Origin of the sequence: Promicromonospora sukumoe 327MFSha3.1, assembly GCF_000385135.1 — a bacterium.
In the GTDB taxonomy this organism is placed as follows: Bacteria; Actinomycetota; Actinomycetes; order Actinomycetales; family Cellulomonadaceae; genus Promicromonospora; species Promicromonospora sukumoe_B.
Map to the genome: position 1 here is coordinate 1,545,490 of NZ_ARQM01000010.1, position 16,771 is coordinate 1,562,260.

Here is a 16,771-nt window from a genome sequence, read left to right on the forward strand (position 1 = left end):
GGTACATTCACAGAGGAATGATTATGCACCCACGATGGAGGGGCCGATGACCGCTTACTGGGAGAGCACGGCGCCGGGGGCCGGGCGCAGGCCGGCACGCGCGGACGCCCCGAGCGACGCCCGCGTGCTGAGCCTCAACGGGACGTGGCGGTTCCGGCTCGCCCCGACCGCGGCCGGGACGGGCGCCGGGTTCGTCACCGACGGGTTCGACGACTCGGGCTGGGACGAGATGCGGGTGCCCTCGCACTGGGTGCTGGAGGAGTTCACGCCGCTGGCCGGCGGTCCGCGCCGGTCGATGAAGGGCACCGCGGAGGGGCCGCTGTACACGAACACGGCGTACCCGATCCCGCTGGACCCGCCGCACGTCAGCACCGAGAACCCCACCGGCGACTACCGGCTGGAGTTCGAGCTGCCGGACGACTGGGGCGACAGCACGGTGCTGCGGTTCCAGGGCGTGGACTCGTGCGCCAAGGTGTGGCTGAACGGGACCGAGCTGGGCTGGTCCACCGGCAGCCGGCTCCCGTTCGAGCTCGACGCGCCCGTGCGGCCCGGCCGCAACGTGCTCGCGGTGCGGGTGCACCGGTGGTCGTCGGGCACGTACCTCGAGGACCAGGACATGTGGTGGCTGCCGGGGATCTTCCGGGACGTGGAGCTGATCGAGCGGCCGCCCGGGGCGATCGACGACCACCACGTGCACGCCGACTACGACCACGAGAGCGGCACGGGCGCGCTCCGGGTCGACGCCACCACCGAGGCCGTGGTGGAGATCCCCGAGCTCGGCATCCGCATGGCCGCCGGCGAGACCGCCCGGGTCCCGGTCGAGCCGTGGAGCGCCGAGGTGCCGCGCCTGTACCGGGGCACGCTCCGGTCGGCCGGCGAGAGAGTCGAGCTCGCGATCGGGTTCCGCCACGTCGAGATCGTCGACGGCGTCTTCACCGTCAACGGGCGGCCCGTCACCTTCCGCGGCGTGAACCGGCACGAGCACCACCCGGACACCGGCCGCACGCTCGACCGCGAGACCATGGTCCAGGACATCGTCGCGATGAAGCGCGCCAACGTGGACGCGGTACGGACCAGCCACTACCCGCCGCACCCCGAGTTCCTCCGGCTGTGCGACGAGTACGGCCTGTGGGTGCTGGAGGAGTGCGACCTCGAGACCCACGGCTTCATCTACGCCGGCTGGGAGAAGAACCCGCCCGCCGACCCGGCCTGGCGGGACGCGCTGCTCGACCGGGTGCGGCGCATGGTCGAGCGGGACAAGAACCACCCGAGCGTCGTCATCTGGTCGCTCGCCAACGAGAGCTGGACGGGCGAGACGTTCTCGGTGCTGCGGCAGTGGGTCGCCGACCGGGACCCCAGCCGCCCCGTCCTGTACGAGCGGGACCCGAGCTACCGCGACTCCGACTTCTACTCCCTCATGTACCCCTCGCTGGAGGACCTGGACCGGATCGGCCGCCGCGCCGAGGACACGCCCGACGGCGTCACCGCCGCCGAGGACGAGCGACGCCGGTCGCTCCCGTTCCTGCTCGTGGAGTACGCGCACGCCATGGGCAACGGGCCCGGCTCGCTCCAGGACTACCGCCGCATCATGCTCGAGCACGACCGGATCTGCGGCGGGTTCGTCTGGGAGTGGATCGACCTGGGCATCAACGCCGTCACCGCCGACGGCACCGCGCACGTCATGCACGGCGAGGACATCGACTACGAGCCGTGCGGCGGGCGCTTCAACCTCGACGGCCTCCTCTTCAGCGACCGGACGCCGACCCCCGCCCTGGCCGAGCTGGCCAAGGCGTACGAGCCCGTGCGCGTGACCGTCGGGTCCGACCACGTGCTGGTCGACAACCTGCGCCACACGACCGACACCGCCGACCTCCGGTTCACCTGGGCCCTGGCGGACGACGGCGAGCCCGTCGCCGACGGGACGCTCGACGTACCCGCGGTCGGCGCGGGCGGGCAGGGACGGGTCGCGGTTCCGGTGCCGACGCGCCAGGCGCGAGGCACCCTCGTGCTGACGGTCGAGGCGCGGACCGCGACCGACGCGGCGTGGGCACAGGCGGGGCACGTCGTGGCGTGGGGGCAGCGGATCGTCTCCGAGCCGCCGGTGCGCTCGCTGCCGCGGCGGTCCGACGCCGGGAGCCGGGCTCCCGGCGGTGACGACGTGACCCTCGGGCCCGGCACGTTCGACGCCGCCACCGGCCGCCTGGTGCGCCTCGGCGACCTCGCGCTCGACGGGCCCGTGCTCGACGTGCACCGCGCGCCCACCGAGAACGACCACGGGCAGGGCGACCTGAACGACCTCGCGTCCGTCTGGTCCGCGACCGGCCTGGACCGGATGCTGCACCGCACGGACCTGGTCGACCGGGGCGACGACCACCTGCGGGTGGCCGGCCGGACGGCGCCCACGACGCACGCGCACGGCGTCGACTGGACGATGCTCTGGCAGGCCGACGGCGACGCCCTCGTGCTCACCGTCGACGTCGAGCCGACCGGCCCGTGGGCGGACACCCCGCACCGGCACCGGGACATCTGGCTGCCCCGGCTCGGGCTGCGGCTGTCGCTGCCGGCCGCCTACGCGCGCGCCCGCTGGTTCGGGCGCGGGCCGGGGGAGACCTACGTCGACTCGTTCGAGGGGTCGCGGCTCGGCACGTTCGACCGCGCCGTCGACGACCTGCAGACCCCGTACCCGGTGCCGCAGGAGAACGGCAACCACGTGCAGACCCGCTGGCTGGAGCTGACGGGCCAGGACGTGCCGCCGCTGCGGGTCGACGGTGTCGACGGGCACCCGACGTTCGACTTCACCGCCCGCCGGTGGACCTCCCATGACCTGCAGCGGGCCCGCAAGCCGCACGACCTGCGGGACTCCGGCCGCGTGTGGCTCAACCTCGACCACCGGCAGCAGGGCATCGGGTCGGCGTCCGTGGGGCCGGCGCTGCCCGAGCGCTACCGCGTGCCGCGCGAGCGGACCACCTGGTCGGTCCGGCTGCAGGCCGGGTGAGCGAGGGTCCGGGACCTCAGCCCTCCGCGGGAAGGCCGAGGTCCCGGACCCGCTCGAACAGGTCGTCGTCGCCCACCTGGCCGCCCTTGAGCAGCAGCTCGGCGCCGTCGACCGCGGGGTCGCCGCTGTGCGCCCGGAGCAGCACGACGTTCGCCCACGGGTTCGCGGCGATCGAGAGCGAGTCCACGCCGAGCAGCGTCGTGACCCGGCTGGAGCTGTCACCGCCGCACACGATCACGCGGCGCGTGGCGCCCGCGCGCAGCACCCGGGCGACGGTCGCGGCCGCGGCGCTCGCGATCGTGTCCAGGGTCGCGGTGGGGGAGGGCTGCGCGAGGTCGGCGTCGTCCGAGGTCAGGGCGACGCTGCGGCCCTCCCGGAGCGCGGCCAGGACGTCGTCGTGCCCGTCCCCCGCCGCCAGCGGCCGCACCAGCCAGCCCGCCGCCGCTGCCCGGTCGGCCTGCCGCCGCGTCTGCGGGGACCGGCTGCCCGAGACGGCGAGGACCGGCCCGGCCGTCCCGGTCCGGGTCGGCAGCCCGACGGCGGGGCCGGGCGCCGCCGACGCCACCGCCTGGCTCAGCCCACCCGAGCCGATCGCGAACACGGGCGCCGCGGTCCCCAGGAGCGCCGCGCCGATCGCCGCCAGGTGCCCGTCGTCGAGCGCGTCGAGCACCACGGCGGCGGCGTCCGACCCCTCCAGCCACTCGGCGATCGCGCCCGGCGACCCGTAGGCGGTCCACGGCAGCGACCCGACCGTCAGCGCCGTCTGCCGCCCGAGGTGCACCGCGAGGTCCGACTCCGTCATGGGCGTCGAGGGGTGCGCCGACATCGTCGGCTGCCGGTCCAGCCGGTGGACCACGCCGCTCTCGGCCGCGAAGTGGTGGCCGAAGGCGGTGTACCGCCCGAAGTCCGGCTGGGCGAAGAGCAGCGGCACCGTCCGGTCGGCGACGATCTGCCGGCCGAGCTCGATGACCCGCCCGAGACTGCCCACCTCGGGGGAGGAGTCCGCCGTGGAGCACGCCTTGTACTGCACCAGGTGGGGCCGCAGGGCGGCGAGACGGCGCAGCACGGGCGCGACCTCGCCGGCCAGCTCCGCCGTCGGCAGCGAGCGCGCGACGCCGGCCACGCCCACGACGTCGTGCGTCGCCGCGGCCTCGGCCAGCGTGGCGGGGTCGGGGAGGCCCACGAAGAGCCGCCCCGACCAGCCGCGCCGGGCGAACTGCAGCAGCGCGTCGACGCTCCCGGTGAAGTCGTCGCCGTAGAACGCGACGCGCGGCTCACGCACGGGCGGGACCGAACCGCTCCGCGGCCCGGCGCAGCGGGCCGGAGGCGGCCAGGGCCTGCTCCAGGGTCTCGCCCCGCTCGGCCGACGCCCAGGCGTCACGCATGCTGGCCACCCCCGCGGCCGCTCCGTCCGGGTGCCCGTGGATGCCCCCGCCGGACAGGACCAGCAGATCGGTCGACCGCACGGCGGCATACGTGGCGTGCGCCAGCCCGCCCCACTGCCCCGAGGACAGCACCGGGACGGTCGGCGTCAGGCCGAGCAGCGGGGTGCGCACGGCCTCGATCGAGTCGAGCACCTCGGCGTCCGACTCGTAGAACTTGTTGCTGATGCCGTTGGTGTGCAGGTGGTCGGCCCCGGCCAGGCGTGCCAGCTTCTGCCATGCCCGGAACGCTATCCCCACCTGGTCGCTGCGGGCCACGGACCCGAGCATGGCCCGGTGCCCGTGGATCGGCACCTGCGTGTGCCGGCGCAGCAGGTCGAGCCCGGCCAGCCCCATCAGGTTCACGCACGCCATGACGCAGGTGCCGCCGGCCGCGACGACGAGGTCGTGGTTGGCCTCGATCCGGTCGAGGTCGTCGGTGATGTTGAAGGCGTACATCGGCATCACGCCGGTGCGGTCCGCGTGCCGGTGCAGCACCGGCATCACGGCCTCGACCCGGGCCCGCAGCGGCGCGCTGGGCCCGTTGCCCTGCAGCTCGTCGTCCTTGATGAAGTCGATGCCGGCGGCGGCCAGCTCGCCGACCACCTCGGCGAGCTCGGCGGGGGCGAGCCCGATGCTCGGCTTGATGATCGTGCCGACCATGGCGCCGTCGGGCCGCCCCATGAGCCGGCGCGTGCCCTCGATGCCGAACGCGGGACCGCCGTAGCGCTCCTCGAACGGCGCGGGCAGCTCGAGATCGACCAGGCGGATCGCCGCGAGCTCCTTGATCTCGAACAGGTTCCCGGCCACGGCGGCCAGCAGGTTCGGCATCGACGGGCCGAAGTTGTCGAGCGGGAAGCGCAGCCGCAGGACGGCGCGGCGCCGCGCCGCGGGGTCGCCCACGGAGCCCGGGAGCGGGGACGACCCCGTCAGCGGGATCTCCTGCACGCTCTCGACCTGCGCGGCGAACCGGGCGCGGACCTCGTCCGACTCGCGCTCGACGCGGACGAAGGTGCCGGTGGACTGCTCGCCGGCCAGGATCTCGGCCGCGCGCTCGAGCGCGATCGACGTCTCGATGACGTAGGTGGCGATGACGTGGGCGCCTGTGTGGCGGGGCGCGTCGGTCACGGGGCGGGGTGCGGTCTCGTAGGTCGTCATGGTCGTCCTCACCACGCCACGGGGAGCCAGACGGACATCTCGCCCGCCCCGCGGTTGCCCCAGGAGAAGTACGGGACGAGCCGGGCCGGGACCGAGCGCAGCGGCCCGTCCTCCAGGTCGGCGTAGAGCGCACCGTCGTCCTGCACCGGCAGCTCCACGAGCTCGCCCTCCAGCGCGACCACGCGGACGTCGCCGACCGTGGCCTCGACCGGGTCCAGGGTCGTGCCCCGGCGCAGGGCGACCTGCTCCAGGCGGGCACCGGCGGGCAGGTCGGCGCTCTCGAGGCAGTACACGACCGGGCCGCGGCGCACGGTGACCTGGTTCGTCACCTCCTCGGCCAGCCGGTGGGCCCGCAGCGTGCGCACGGGCATGGGCAGGTCGAGGACGACGACGTCGCCCGCCGCCCAGGTCCGGTCGACGCGCGTGTAGGTGCCGGGCGCGGAGACCTCGACCCGCTCGCCGTTCACCGTCAGCGTCGCGCCCGACGACCAGCCGGGGATGCGCAGGTGCAGGGGCAGCGCGCCCGTCGCCTCCGTGACGGTGAACGCGATGCGCCCGTCCCACGGGTAGTCGCTGTCCTCGCGCAGCGCCAGCCGGGCGCCGCGGCCGTCCGAGACGTCGACGTCGCTCCCGCCGTACAGGTGCACGTACACGCCGTCGTCGGCGAGCGACGCCACCCGCTCGTGGAAGCTCGCGAGCACGCGCGCGATGTTCGGGGGGCAGCAGAAGCAGGTCAGATAGCGCTGCCGCAGCCGCTCGTCCGACGGCGGCGGGTCGGGGACCACCACCTGCCCCGTGTCGCCCGGGCGGCGCAGGGGGTAGGGCAGCCCGCGCACCTGGCGCAGCGCGTTGGTGTAGAAGTACTCGGAGCCCGCCAGGCTGACGCTCCCGAGCAGGCTGTTGAAGGCGATCTGCTCGATGACGTCGGCGTAGCGCGCCTCGCCCGTCAGGGCGAGCATCCGCTCGCTCCAGAAGATCATGCCGATGTTCGCGCACGACTCGGCGTGCGCCGTGGTGTTCGGGAGCTGGTAGGCGCGGCCGTAGGCCTGGTGCACCCGGCTGATCTCGCCCTGCCACGGGTACCCGTCGGGCGAGGCGCCGTCGTACAGGGCCCCGCACCCGCCCGTCACGTAGATCTTGGTGTCGACGACGTCGGTCCACAGCCGCTCGAGCACGGTGCGCAGCTCGTCGTCGCCCGTCTCGGCGACGAGGTCGGCGAGCCCGGCGTACAGGTAGTTGGCGCGCACGGCGTGGCCGGCGGCGACCGTCTGGTCGCGCACGGGGAGGCGGTCCTGGTTGTCGTCGCCGCCGTCGAAGTCGTCGCGCACGCGGACGAACGCCTGCGCGAGGCGCAGGTACCGCTCCTCGCCGGTCGCCCGGTACAGGTCGATCACGCCCATGTAGTGCGAGGGGCAGATGGCGCTGCGCGCCAGCTCCAGCGGCTTGTCGGCGGCGAGGTGCTCGAGGAACCCGGCCGCGCCGCGGGCGGCGTCGAGCAGGACCGTGCTGCCGGTCACCTCGTGGTGCCGGACCGCCGCCGTGATCAGGTGGCCGAGGTTGTAGGTCTCGAAGTTGAAGCGGTCCGCCAGCGGCGCCGCCTCCTCGTCGTTGCGCGCCGCGATGGCCGTCGGCGTGTGCAGGTACCCGTTCTCCTGCTGCACCGAGGCGATGAGCTCGGCGACCTGCTCGACGAGCTCCGCGAGCGCGTCGTCGGGGTCGGTCTCGAGCCGTGCGACGGCGGCCTCGAGCCACTTGTAGAGGTCGCCGTCCATGAAGGGCGGGCCCACGTGCGTGCCGGTCTCCAGGCCCGCGGCGATGCGGAAGTTGCGCAGGCCGGGGCTCGTGCCGGCGTCGCTCAGCGAGTCCCAGATGGTCGGGATCGTGACGTCGCGCGTGCGTTGGTGCACGTCGCCCCAGAAGCCACGGCGCCATCGTGCCTGGTCCGCGCGCAGCGCGGCGAGCGGTCGGTGGGCCCGGCGCTCGGTGGTGGTGGGCATGGGTTGCGTCCTTCCGACGGCGAGTGTCCGGCTGGTCGACGCCTCGGCGAGAGGGCCTCCGGGTCGATTGACCCACATCGTGAATAGAATTTCAACCCTGAGTGTTGACACATCCACTGGTCCGTCCCTACCGTCGTGCAGACACGCTGGGCAAGGCATGGCCGTCAAGGAGGACGCGAAAATGACAACTCGACGCACCAGACCGTTCGCGGTCGCGAGCACGGCGCTCGTCGCGATCGCACTCACGGCGGGCTGCGCCGGCGGGGGCGGCGGCCAGGCCGGCGGCGGGGCGGGGTCGGACCCGGACACGTTCACGGTGCTCACCCCCAACGAGAACGAGACGCTCGAGGCACAGCTCACGGCGCTGTCCGAGAACCAGTGCAAGGCCGAGAACGAGGCGCTCCCGCTGGAGCACCAGAAGGTCGCGCAGGCCGACGTCGTGCAGAAGGTGACGCTCCTGGCCAGCCAGGGCGCCCTGCCGGCGCACTTCGTCGCGGGGACCGACATGGTGCGCCCCGACGGCGACCTCGGCGCCTCGGACCGCGTGCTCGACTACGAGGAGCTGCTCACCGAGGCGGGCGTCTGGGACGACGTGCTCCCGGCCGCGGCGTCGACCGTCGAGGGCGCCTACGGCCAGATGGTCTCGCTGCCGTACCAGTACAACCTCGAGGGGATCTGGTACAACACGGCGATCTTCGACGAGCTCGGGCTCGAGGAGCCCCAGACGTTCGACGAGCTGCTGGCGGCCGCCGGCGAGGTCAAGGACGCCGGGTACCAGCCGTTCGCCCAGGCGGGCGCCGCGGGCTGGCCGCTGACGCGCCTGATGGGCATGTACATCTTCCGCGAGGTCGGCCCCGACGCGATGGAGAAGATCCGCGACGGCGAGGCCGAGCTCACCGACGAGCCGTACGTCGCGGGGGCCACGGCCCTGGCGGACATGGCGGCCGACGGGCTCTTCGGCGACGGCTTCAACTCGCTCGAGCCCGACGCCGCCACGGCCGCCTTCCTGTCGGGCCGCGCCGCCATGACGTACGACGGCACCTGGCTGCTGGGCAACATCAACGACCCCGCGCAGAACGAGATCGGTGCCGAGAACGTGGGCTTCATGCCGTTCCCCGCCGTCGAGGGCGGCGCGGGCACCGCGGACCAGTGGGCCGCGAACGCCGGGGCCGCGATGGCGCTCGACCCTGCGCAGGCGGGGCCGAAGGTGAAGGACTGGATCGCCTGCATCGCCGAGAACTACGGCCAGCAGGCCCTGCAGGACGCCGGCGTGCTGTCCGGCTTCAAGGTCAACGGCGAGGTCACCGACGTGCCGGAGACCACCGCGGCCGTGCAGGAGAAGCTCGAGGGGGTCGACGAGACCGTGCTCTGGTTCGAGGCGCTGCTGGACGCGAAGTCCAACTCGCTGGCGTCGACGAACGTCAGCCTGCTGACGACCGGCCAGATGACCCCGGAGCAGTACATGACCGAGCTGCAGGCGAGCGTCGATGCCGCGCGCTGACGCACCCGCACGGCGCACGGCCGCGAGCCGGGTGTTCGGCGACCGCACGGCGATCCTCTTCCTGCTGCTCCCGACGCTGCTGGTCTACGTCGCGCTCAAGGTCGTCCCCGTCGCGTGGTCGCTGGGGCTCTCGCTGTTCGAGGGCAACGCCCTGCGCGGCATGGAGTTCGTGGGCCTGGACAACTTCGCGACCTTCTTCACCGACGACGCCGCGCTGCACGCGCTGGTCATCAGCGTGGTCTTCGCCGTCGTCGCGACGGTATGCCAGGTGACGCTCGGGTACCTGCTGGCGCTCCTGTACGTGTTCGTGCTCCGCCGGGGCTCGGCGTTCGTGCGCACCGCGGTCTTCTTCCCCATGGTGCTGCCGACCGTCGCGGTCGCCCTGCTGTTCCGCAGCCTCGTCGGCGTGGGGGACAACCAGGGCCCCGTGAACGACGTGATCAACCTGTTCGGCGGCGAGAGCGTGGAGTTCCTCGTCTCGACGGCGGGGACCATGGCGGTCGCCGTGGCGATGACCCTGTGGAGCTCGATGGGCTTCTACGCGGTGCTGATGTACACGGGGCTGCTGGACATCCCCGAGGAGGTCATCGAGTCGGCCCGGCTCGACGGCGCCAGCGGCTTCCGCCTCGTGCGGCACATCGTGGTGCCCCTGTCGCTGCCGATCCTGCTGTCGTCGGTGATCTTCAGCCTGAACGCGACGCTCAAGGTGTTCGACAGCCTGCTCGCCCTCAACAACGGCGGGCCGGGCACCTCGACGGCGCCGCTGACGCTGTACATGTACCGGACCGCCTTCGAGTACGCCGAGTACGGGTACGGGAGCACGATCGCCGTGGTGCTGACGCTCCTGTGCCTCGTGTTCACGCTCGCCGTCTTCCGTTCGTCGAGCAAGCGCGTGGAGGACTGAGATGACGATCACCCGTCCCCCGGCCACCCGGCCCGCACCGCGACCGGCGCTGGAGCCGCTGCCCAGACCCGGGCAGACGGCGCGCTCGGTGCGCGCCACCCTGCGGCGCGTGCCCGTGTGGATCGCCGTCACGCTGCTGCTCGTCGTCGTCCTGTACCCGCAGCTGTGGATGGTGCTGGGCTCGTTCAAGACCCCGACGGAGTTCTTCGAGAACCCCACCTGGGCGCTGCCCGAGACCTTCAACCTGGACAACTACGTCACGGCCTTCACACGCGGCGACGTCGCCCTGAACTACCGCAACAGCATCCTCGTGACGCTGCCGTCGGTCGCGCTGATCATCCTGCTCGGGGTCGCCGCCGGCTACGTGCTCGAGGTGATGATCTGGCGGGGGCGGCGGCAGGTGCTCCTGTTCGTGCTGGCGGGCATCATGGTGCCCGGCCAGATGATCCTCGTGCCGCTGTTCACCGTCTACTTCCAGCTGGGCCTGACGGACACGCTGTGGCCGCTGATCCTCACGTACACGGCCATGGGCCTGCCGCTGACGACTTTCCTGATGGCGGCCTACTTCCGCTCGGTGCCGCGGGAGATCTTCGAGGCCGCCGCCGTGGACGGCTCGTCCGCGCTGCGGTCGTTCTTCGTGATCGGCCTGCCGCTGATGAAGAACGCCATGCTGACCGTCGGGCTCGTGCAGTTCTTCGCGGTGTTCAACGACCTGCTCGTGGCGCTCACGTTCACCACGCGCCCCGAGCTGGCCACCATCCAGGTGGGTCTGCTGAGCCTCTCGGACGAGTACGGCTCCACGCAGTACGGCCCGCTGTTCGCCGCGATCAGCATCAACCTGCTCGTGCTGCTGGTCGTGTTCGCCTTCCTCAACAAGAAGATCATGGCGGGCCTGGCCGCGGGCTCGCTCAAGGGATGAGCCGAGAGGGATGAGTCGAAAGGGATGGAAGAGATGACCGGACCGAGGATCGCTTTCCTGCACACCGGAGCCGTCGTGATCGCGCCGGTCATGGACCTGGCACGGGAGCTCCTGCCCGACGCGACCGCGATCAACTACCTCGACGACAAGATCGTGGCCGACCTCGCCGACCCGGCACGCGCCGCGTCGGTGCCCGACCGCGTCGCCGGCCTCGTCGAGGCGGCGCGCACGGCGGGGGCGGACGTCGTCATGCTCACCTGCTCGTCGATCTCCCACCTGGCCGCCCCGACGGGCGACCGGGTGGGGGTGCCCGTGCTGCGCATCGACGAGGCGATGGCGGACCAGGCGGTCGGGCTCGGCGGGCGGATCGCCGTGCTGGCCACGCTGCCGACGACGTGCGCGCCCACCACGGCCCTGATCCGCGAGCGGGCAGAGGCCGCCGGGGCCGCGCCGACGATCACCAGCGAGGTGATCGACGGGGCCTTCGCGGCGGTGGCGGGCGGCGACCGCGCGACCCACGACCGCCTGGTCGGCGCCGCGATCGAGCGGGTGGCCGCCGAAGCGGACGTCGTCGTCCTGGCTCAGGCGTCGATGGCCGGCGCGGCCGAGGCCGTCCAGGTCGGCGTGCCCGTCCTGACGAGCCTCGCGCCGGGCATCGGGCGCCTGCGCGAGGTCGTGGCCGGCGTCAGGCCGTGAGCTCCTCCGCCGTGCGCAGGTCGGTCACGAGCGTGGTGACCCAGCGGCCCGCCAGCGCCCCCCGGACGGCCTCCAGCTTCCGGGGGCCGCCGGCGACGCCGACCCGGCGAGGGATGCGCAGCAGGTCCTGGGCCGGGATGGCGATGACCCGGTCGTCGAGGTCGCCGCGCACCAGGGTCCCGTCGGCGCGGAAGACGCGGTGGCAGATGTCGCCGACCGCGCCGTCGGCCAGGAGCGCGTCGCGCTCCTCGGGGGAGAAGGCGTTGCCGGAGGTGGCGAGCACGCTCGACGGCTCGACGCTGCCGATGCCCATGATCGTCATCGTCAGCTCGCGCCAGTGCCGCAGCACCTGCTGCATCGAGGCGTCCTCCAGCAGACTGTCGCGGATCGCGGGGTTGGCCACGAGGCCGGGCGCCGAGACGTACACCGGGTCGGCGCCGATCCGGCGGGCGAGGTCGCCGAGGATGCGGTTCGAGTGGCTCTGCGCCTCGGGCGCGCCGACGCCGCCGAGGAGCTGGACGACCTCGATGGCGCCCCGGGTCGTGAAGGGCCGCAGCCGGTCGACCATGGCGAGCACCGTCTCGCTCCAGGAGCTGACGCCGATGCGGTCCCCCCCGGAGAGCGTCGCCTCCAGGTAGGCGGCGGCGCCGGCGCCGATCGCCGCGAGGGTCTCCGGCTCGTCCGCGTCGGGCTCGATGTCGACCACCACGGCCTCGGTCAGCCCGTAGCGGTCCTCGAGGCGTTCCTCCAGGTCGGCGTACACGCCGGGCGCCGCGGTGACGATCGTGCGGACGATGCCGACGCTCTCCGCGCGCTTCAGGAGCCGCGAGACCTTGGCCTGGGAGATGCTCAGGGCCGTGGCGATGTCCGCCTGCCGTGCGCCGCGCTCGTGGTACATGCGCGCGACCTTCGTCATGAGGCGCATCTGCCCGTCGTGCTGACGTGCCATGGAGGACTCCTCGATCGCAATTTCACACCAGAATGATTATGCATTCTACGGGACCCGTACCACATCGCGATACAGCAGGAGGCAGACGAATGATCGCAGTGACAGGGAGCAGCGGCAAGCTCGGGCGGGCGACGGTCGAGCGGCTCCGCGCCGACGGCCGGGACGTGCTCGGGCTCGACGTCGCCGGACCGGCCGGCCCCGGCTTCACGCGCGTCGACCTGACCGACGGCGGCCAGACCCTCGACGCGCTGCTCGGCGTCACCGCGCGGCACCAGGGGCTGGAGGCGCTCGTGCACCTGGCCGCCGTGCCCGTCAACGGCATCGTGCCCGACGCCACCACGTTCCGGACCAACGTCCTGGCCTCGTTCAACGTGCTGCACGCCGCCCAGCGGGCGGGGATCACCACGGTGGTCCTCGCGTCCAGCATCACGGCCATGGGGTTCCCGTTCGACGAGGCCCCGCCGGGGCTCCCGGTCGACGAGTCGTACACCAGCGCCAACAACACCTACGGGCTCGGCAAGGTGGTCGAGGAGGCGATGGCGGCGCAGCTCGTGCGGTGGCTGCCCGGTGCGTCGTACACCGCGCTGCGGTTCACGAACGTCGTCGGCGCCGACGAGTACGACACCTTCGACCGGGCCGCGGAGCCGCTCTACCGCCGCGACCTGCTCGGCTCGTGGGTCGACGCGCGGGACGGCGCCGCCGCGGTCGCGTGCGCGCTCGCGGCGGCCCGCCCGGGTTTCCGCGTGTACAACGTGGCCGCGCCCACGTCTGGCTCGGCGATCGCGTCGCGCGAGCTCGCCGCGTCGTGGTTCCCCGGCACCCCCGTCGCGGACGACCTGGGCGAGTTCGAGTCGCTCGTGTCCACGCGGCGCATCCAGGCGGAGCTGGGCTTCCGCGCCGAGCACGACTGGCGGTGACGGTTCAGGCCCGGAGCAGGCGGACCGGGCCGAGCAGCCCCGCGGGCGACAGGGGTGCGTCCTCCAGCCGGAAGGGCGCCATGCGCCACGTGGCACGCTCCGGCTCGGGCAGGGTCTCGTCGAGGAGCATCCGGTTGGCCCAGGTGCCGGCGACCTCGACCTCCAGGACGTTCTCGCCGTCCCGCAGCGCGCCACCGATCCCGGCGGCGTAGGGCGGGGTCCACACGACACCGCAGTCGACGTCGTTCACCCTGACCCGGGCCACGCCGGCGACCGCGCCCAGGTCCAGGCGGGCGCCCGGGTCCCGCCCCGGGGCCAGCCGGGTGCGGTAGGTGGCCGTGCCGGCGTGGTGGCGCACCCGGGGGTCCGGGTGGGCGGACAGGTCGGCGAGCGCGTCGAGGTGGATCGGCCCGGCGGGGGAGTGCGGGCCCGGGGAGAACGTCACGCTCCACGGGGCGTCGTGCTCGGCGGCGGCGGTGGGGATGTCTCGCGGGGCGTGGTCTCCGGGCCTCCCCGGTCGCTCGAACCGGAGGAACACGGAGCCGGCGACGTCGAGGGTGACCGGGACGAACGTCCGGCCCTCCGCCGTCCACCAGCGCGGGGCGTCCTCGGCCGTCCCGGCGAGCGGGTCGTCGAGGACCGGCACGCGGCCGGTGCCGCGCGTGGAGACCACCAGCGTGCGGCGGCGGGGCGCCTGGTTGGAGAGGAAGTAGACGTCGGCGGCGCCGTCGCGGCGGTGCGTCCAGGCGAGGGGCTCCTGGCCTCCCGGTTCTCCGGCCTCAGGGTCTTCGGTAGCGGGGTGGAAGAGCACGTCCGGCTCGACGCCGACGTCGCGCAGGTCGGGGCGGTGCCACGGCAGCGCCGCCCCCTGCACCGAGGCGCCTGGGCCGTCCCACAGCCGGTCGATCGCCCGCGCCCAGGACTCCTCGTCGGGCTCGTGGCCCGGGCTGCGCACGGGCCGCTCCCCGAGCAGCACGGTCAGGCCCGCGTCCCGCAGCTCGGCCAGCCGGCCGGCCATCGTGGTCGAGAGCACGGGGACCGGCGATGTCGGGCCGGGACCCGGCACGACCAGTACCGCGTAGCTCGCGCCACCCGGGAAGGTGAGGCGGCCGTCCGTCACGCGGGCGAGCCGGAGCAGGGCGTCGGGGTTGACGCTGTCGTACGCGTAGCCGCGCAGCGGGTCGACCCAGTCGGCCGTGCCGACGACGTGGGCGCTGTGCAGGGCCTCCTTCGGCTGCCGGCGCAGCGGGTGCCCGGCGTTGGCGAGCCGTCGCGACTCGGCGCGCACCCGGTCCGCGCCGACCAGGCCGGGCAGGGTGGGGACCAGGCGCTCGGGCAGCACCGCGCGGCTGGGGAGCTCCTCGCCGGTGAAGACGGCGACGTCCACCACCGGGACGCCGCGCTGGAGGCGGTCCTGCACGCGCCGGTGGTACTCGACGAGCGCGGGCGCGCCCAGGTGCCACCACGGCTGGTCGCGCTGGAAGACCGTGCCGGTGTTGTCGAGCGTCATGCCGGGCGCCCGGTCGGTCCAGGGGTTGTGCACGAACACGTGGTAGAAGAACCGGTTCGCGCCGAGGGCGAAGTTCAGGTCGCCCAGGGCCTTGAGCGTGCCGGGGTGCTCGTCCCAGTCGATGCGTAGCTGGGTGAACGCCTCGGCCTGGACGATCTGCCGCCCGTAGACGTGGGCCGCGGAGATCGCGTCCCGCATGTCGTTGGGCTTGTCGTGGGTGGGGCTGCGCAGCCAGAACTCGCCCGCGGGCAGGTCGACGTGCTGGAAGTGCGCCATCCCGTCGGACGTCATCGTGGGCGCGACGCACTCGCTGCTGAACGCCGTCCCTGCGGCGTGCGCGCGGTCGGCCATCGTGGCGAAGAAGACGTCCACCACGAGCTCCGAGATGGTGCGCCGCACGTCGTGCAGCACCTGCTCGGTGCGGCGCACGCTCTCCAGCGGCACGCCGGCGAGCAGGGGGAGCCAGGGCAGCAGGTCGTAGCCGCGCCGACGCGCGAACTCGTCCGCGAACCGGGGCGACCAGTTCTGGCTGCCGCACTCCCAGCTGTCGATGTGGAACACGCTGAGCACGCGCCCGGCCAGGTCGCCCGCGGTGCGCAGCGCCTGCCCGAACCAGGAGTCGAACTGGAGGGCGGCCGCCTCCGCCGAGAACTTGTCGGCCTCCAGGCCGCGCGCCGCCCCCGCGGTCTCGTTGCGCTGCCCCGTCGACGTGTGGCCGATGCGCACGACGCGCCACGACCCCTCCGGCGGCGACCAGTGCAGCACGCCCGCGTCGTCGACGTGCGCGGTCACGTCGACCAGGTCGCCCGGCGGGTAGCAGTCCTCGTCGGTCAGTGCCCCGGGCGCCGGCTCCGGGGCGACGCGCCAGACGGCCCCCGACCTGCCCTCGAGATGGTCGACGACGGGGCGTGCCGACGGCCGCAGGCCACGCAGCACGCAGGTCGGCGCCCACTTCGCGGCGTCAAGGTCCTCCGTGCCGGGCTCGGTGCCGTCCGGGTCGTGCACGAACCGCCAGCGCCGCGCGGTCCGGGGCGGCAGGGCGTGGGTGTAGTCCGCGCCGTCGTCCTGCCAGCCCGCGCGGGCTGGCCGCAGCCGCAGCACGGGCTCCAGCACGTCGTCGCCCGCGAGGACGCGCATGCGCTGCGGCTGGTGGGAGCGCAGCCCCGGGGCGACCCGTACCGCGCGCAGGGTGACCGGCTCGCCGAAGTCGAGCTCCACCCAGCCGCCCTCCTCGAGGTGCAGCTCCCGGTCGGCGGCGGCCGCGTCGTCGTCGCCGGCGTCCAGCAGGAAGCCCGCGTCCAGGCCCTCGTCGGTGCGCACCACGGGCCGGGGCAGCGGGGCGTCCGTGGCCCGCGCGGGCAGGGCGAACGTGCGGAGGTCGCGGTAGTGGCCCTCCCGCGTCGGCGGCAGGGGCAGGGTCGTGGGCCCGCCGCCGGCGGTCACGACGGCCTCGGACCAGGTGACCCGCTGCATGCTCAGCTCGGGCGTGATCCAGGGGCCGCCGGCCACCGCGAACCCGTCGCAGGCGTGCATGGCGAGCTGGAGCCCGAGCCGGTCCGCCTCCTGGAGCGCGTGCCGGACGAGCGCCCACCACTGCGGCGTGCCCTGGTGCACCGGCGGGTCGAGCAGGGGCGGCGTCGTCGCGCCCTTGATCGGCATGAGGTACGCCCCGGCGACGCCCGCGTGCGCCATGGCCTCGAGGTCCGCCGTGATCCCCTCGGCGGAGTAGGCGGAGTACATCCAGTACCAGTAGACCCAGGGTGCCGAGCCAGTCGCGCCAGCCGCGTCAGCCTGGTCAGCCATG

At 73.7% G+C, this 16,771-nt stretch carries 11 protein-coding genes; 6 read left to right on the forward strand and 5 right to left on the reverse strand.

Features of this window, described 5'->3' with window-relative positions:
* Window positions 1-46 precede the first annotated feature (46 nt).
* The gene (locus H291_RS0110635; protein WP_020014979.1) at window positions 47-2,995 is read left to right on the forward strand and encodes a glycoside hydrolase family 2 TIM barrel-domain containing protein; all 2,949 of its coding nucleotides are present in this window, start codon (window positions 47-49) and stop codon (window positions 2,993-2,995) included.
* A 16-nt stretch (window positions 2,996-3,011) separates the two neighbouring features.
* On the opposite strand, the gene H291_RS0110640 is transcribed toward H291_RS0110635, so the two are convergent.
* From H291_RS0110640 to H291_RS0110650, 3 genes are read right to left on the reverse strand one after another with little or no spacing between them, the layout of a single operon-like run.
* Entirely contained in the window at window positions 3,012-4,277 is a 1,266-nt protein-coding gene (locus H291_RS0110640) for a four-carbon acid sugar kinase family protein (protein WP_020014980.1), read from the reverse strand.
* Window positions 4,270-5,574, reverse strand: coding sequence for a RuBisCO large subunit C-terminal-like domain-containing protein (locus H291_RS0110645; protein WP_020014981.1), 1,305 nt, complete (start codon window positions 5,572-5,574; stop codon window positions 4,270-4,272). The genes H291_RS0110640 and H291_RS0110645 overlap by 8 nt, the downstream gene beginning before the upstream one ends.
* Window positions 5,575-5,582: 8 nt before the next feature.
* On the reverse strand, window positions 5,583-7,571 hold the full coding sequence (locus tag H291_RS0110650) for a glycoside hydrolase family 127 protein (protein ID WP_020014982.1): 1,989 nt from the start codon (window positions 7,569-7,571) through the stop codon (window positions 5,583-5,585).
* A gap of 181 nt (window positions 7,572-7,752) precedes the next feature.
* Between H291_RS0110650 and H291_RS0110655 the strand changes: the two genes are divergently transcribed.
* From H291_RS0110655 to H291_RS0110670, 4 genes are read left to right on the forward strand one after another with little or no spacing between them, the layout of a single operon-like run.
* The gene (locus tag H291_RS0110655) at window positions 7,753-9,072 is read left to right on the forward strand and encodes an ABC transporter substrate-binding protein (RefSeq protein ID WP_020014983.1); all 1,320 of its coding nucleotides are present in this window, start codon (window positions 7,753-7,755) and stop codon (window positions 9,070-9,072) included.
* On the forward strand, window positions 9,059-9,976 hold the full coding sequence (locus H291_RS0110660; protein ID WP_020014984.1) for a carbohydrate ABC transporter permease: 918 nt from the start codon (window positions 9,059-9,061) through the stop codon (window positions 9,974-9,976). Before H291_RS0110655 ends, H291_RS0110660 begins: the two co-directional genes overlap by 14 nt.
* 1 nt (window position 9,977) lies before the next feature.
* Window positions 9,978-10,895 (forward strand): carbohydrate ABC transporter permease, encoded by a 918-nt coding sequence (locus H291_RS0110665; protein ID WP_020014985.1) that lies wholly within the window; start codon window positions 9,978-9,980, stop codon window positions 10,893-10,895.
* Window positions 10,896-10,928: 33 nt separating this feature from the next.
* Window positions 10,929-11,591: an aspartate/glutamate racemase family protein gene (locus H291_RS0110670; RefSeq protein ID WP_020014986.1), complete on the forward strand. Its 663-nt coding sequence runs from the start codon at window positions 10,929-10,931 to the stop codon at window positions 11,589-11,591.
* Here H291_RS0110670 and H291_RS0110675 read toward each other — a convergent pair.
* Complete coding sequence (locus tag H291_RS0110675) at window positions 11,581-12,540, reverse strand: sugar-binding transcriptional regulator (RefSeq protein ID WP_020014987.1); 960 nt, start codon at window positions 12,538-12,540, stop codon at window positions 11,581-11,583. The genes H291_RS0110670 and H291_RS0110675 overlap by 11 nt on opposite strands.
* 89 nt (window positions 12,541-12,629) lie before the next feature.
* Between H291_RS0110675 and H291_RS0110680 the strand changes: the two genes are divergently transcribed.
* Window positions 12,630-13,457 (forward strand): NAD-dependent epimerase/dehydratase family protein, encoded by an 828-nt coding sequence (locus H291_RS0110680; RefSeq protein ID WP_020014988.1) that lies wholly within the window; start codon window positions 12,630-12,632, stop codon window positions 13,455-13,457.
* Between the two features lie 4 nt (window positions 13,458-13,461).
* Here the strand turns inward: H291_RS0110680 and H291_RS29500 are convergent, their stop codons facing one another.
* Window positions 13,462-16,770, reverse strand: coding sequence for a glycosyl hydrolase (locus tag H291_RS29500; RefSeq protein ID WP_051109407.1), 3,309 nt, complete (start codon window positions 16,768-16,770; stop codon window positions 13,462-13,464).
* Window position 16,771: the final 1 nt, after the last annotated feature.

What these genes read in the sequence shown, in the direction of transcription:
- H291_RS0110675 (WP_020014987.1), bottom strand. Translation starts at nt 12,540, where the DNA reads ATGGCACGTCAGCACGACGGGCAGATGCGCCTCATGACGAAGGTCGCG.
- H291_RS29500 (WP_051109407.1), bottom strand. Translation starts at nt 16,770, where the DNA reads ATGGCTGACCAGGCTGACGCGGCTGGCGCGACTGGCTCGGCACCCTGG.
- H291_RS0110665 (WP_020014985.1), top strand. Translation starts at nt 9,978, where the DNA reads ATGACGATCACCCGTCCCCCGGCCACCCGGCCCGCACCGCGACCGGCG.
- H291_RS0110645 (WP_020014981.1), bottom strand. Translation starts at nt 5,574, where the DNA reads ATGACGACCTACGAGACCGCACCCCGCCCCGTGACCGACGCGCCCCGC.
- H291_RS0110660 (WP_020014984.1), top strand. Translation starts at nt 9,059, where the DNA reads ATGCCGCGCGCTGACGCACCCGCACGGCGCACGGCCGCGAGCCGGGTG.
- H291_RS0110655 (WP_020014983.1), top strand. Translation starts at nt 7,753, where the DNA reads ATGACAACTCGACGCACCAGACCGTTCGCGGTCGCGAGCACGGCGCTC.
- H291_RS0110670 (WP_020014986.1), top strand. Translation starts at nt 10,929, where the DNA reads ATGACCGGACCGAGGATCGCTTTCCTGCACACCGGAGCCGTCGTGATC.
- H291_RS0110680 (WP_020014988.1), top strand. Translation starts at nt 12,630, where the DNA reads ATGATCGCAGTGACAGGGAGCAGCGGCAAGCTCGGGCGGGCGACGGTC.
- H291_RS0110650 (WP_020014982.1), bottom strand. Translation starts at nt 7,571, where the DNA reads ATGCCCACCACCACCGAGCGCCGGGCCCACCGACCGCTCGCCGCGCTG.
- H291_RS0110635 (WP_020014979.1), top strand. Translation starts at nt 47, where the DNA reads ATGACCGCTTACTGGGAGAGCACGGCGCCGGGGGCCGGGCGCAGGCCG.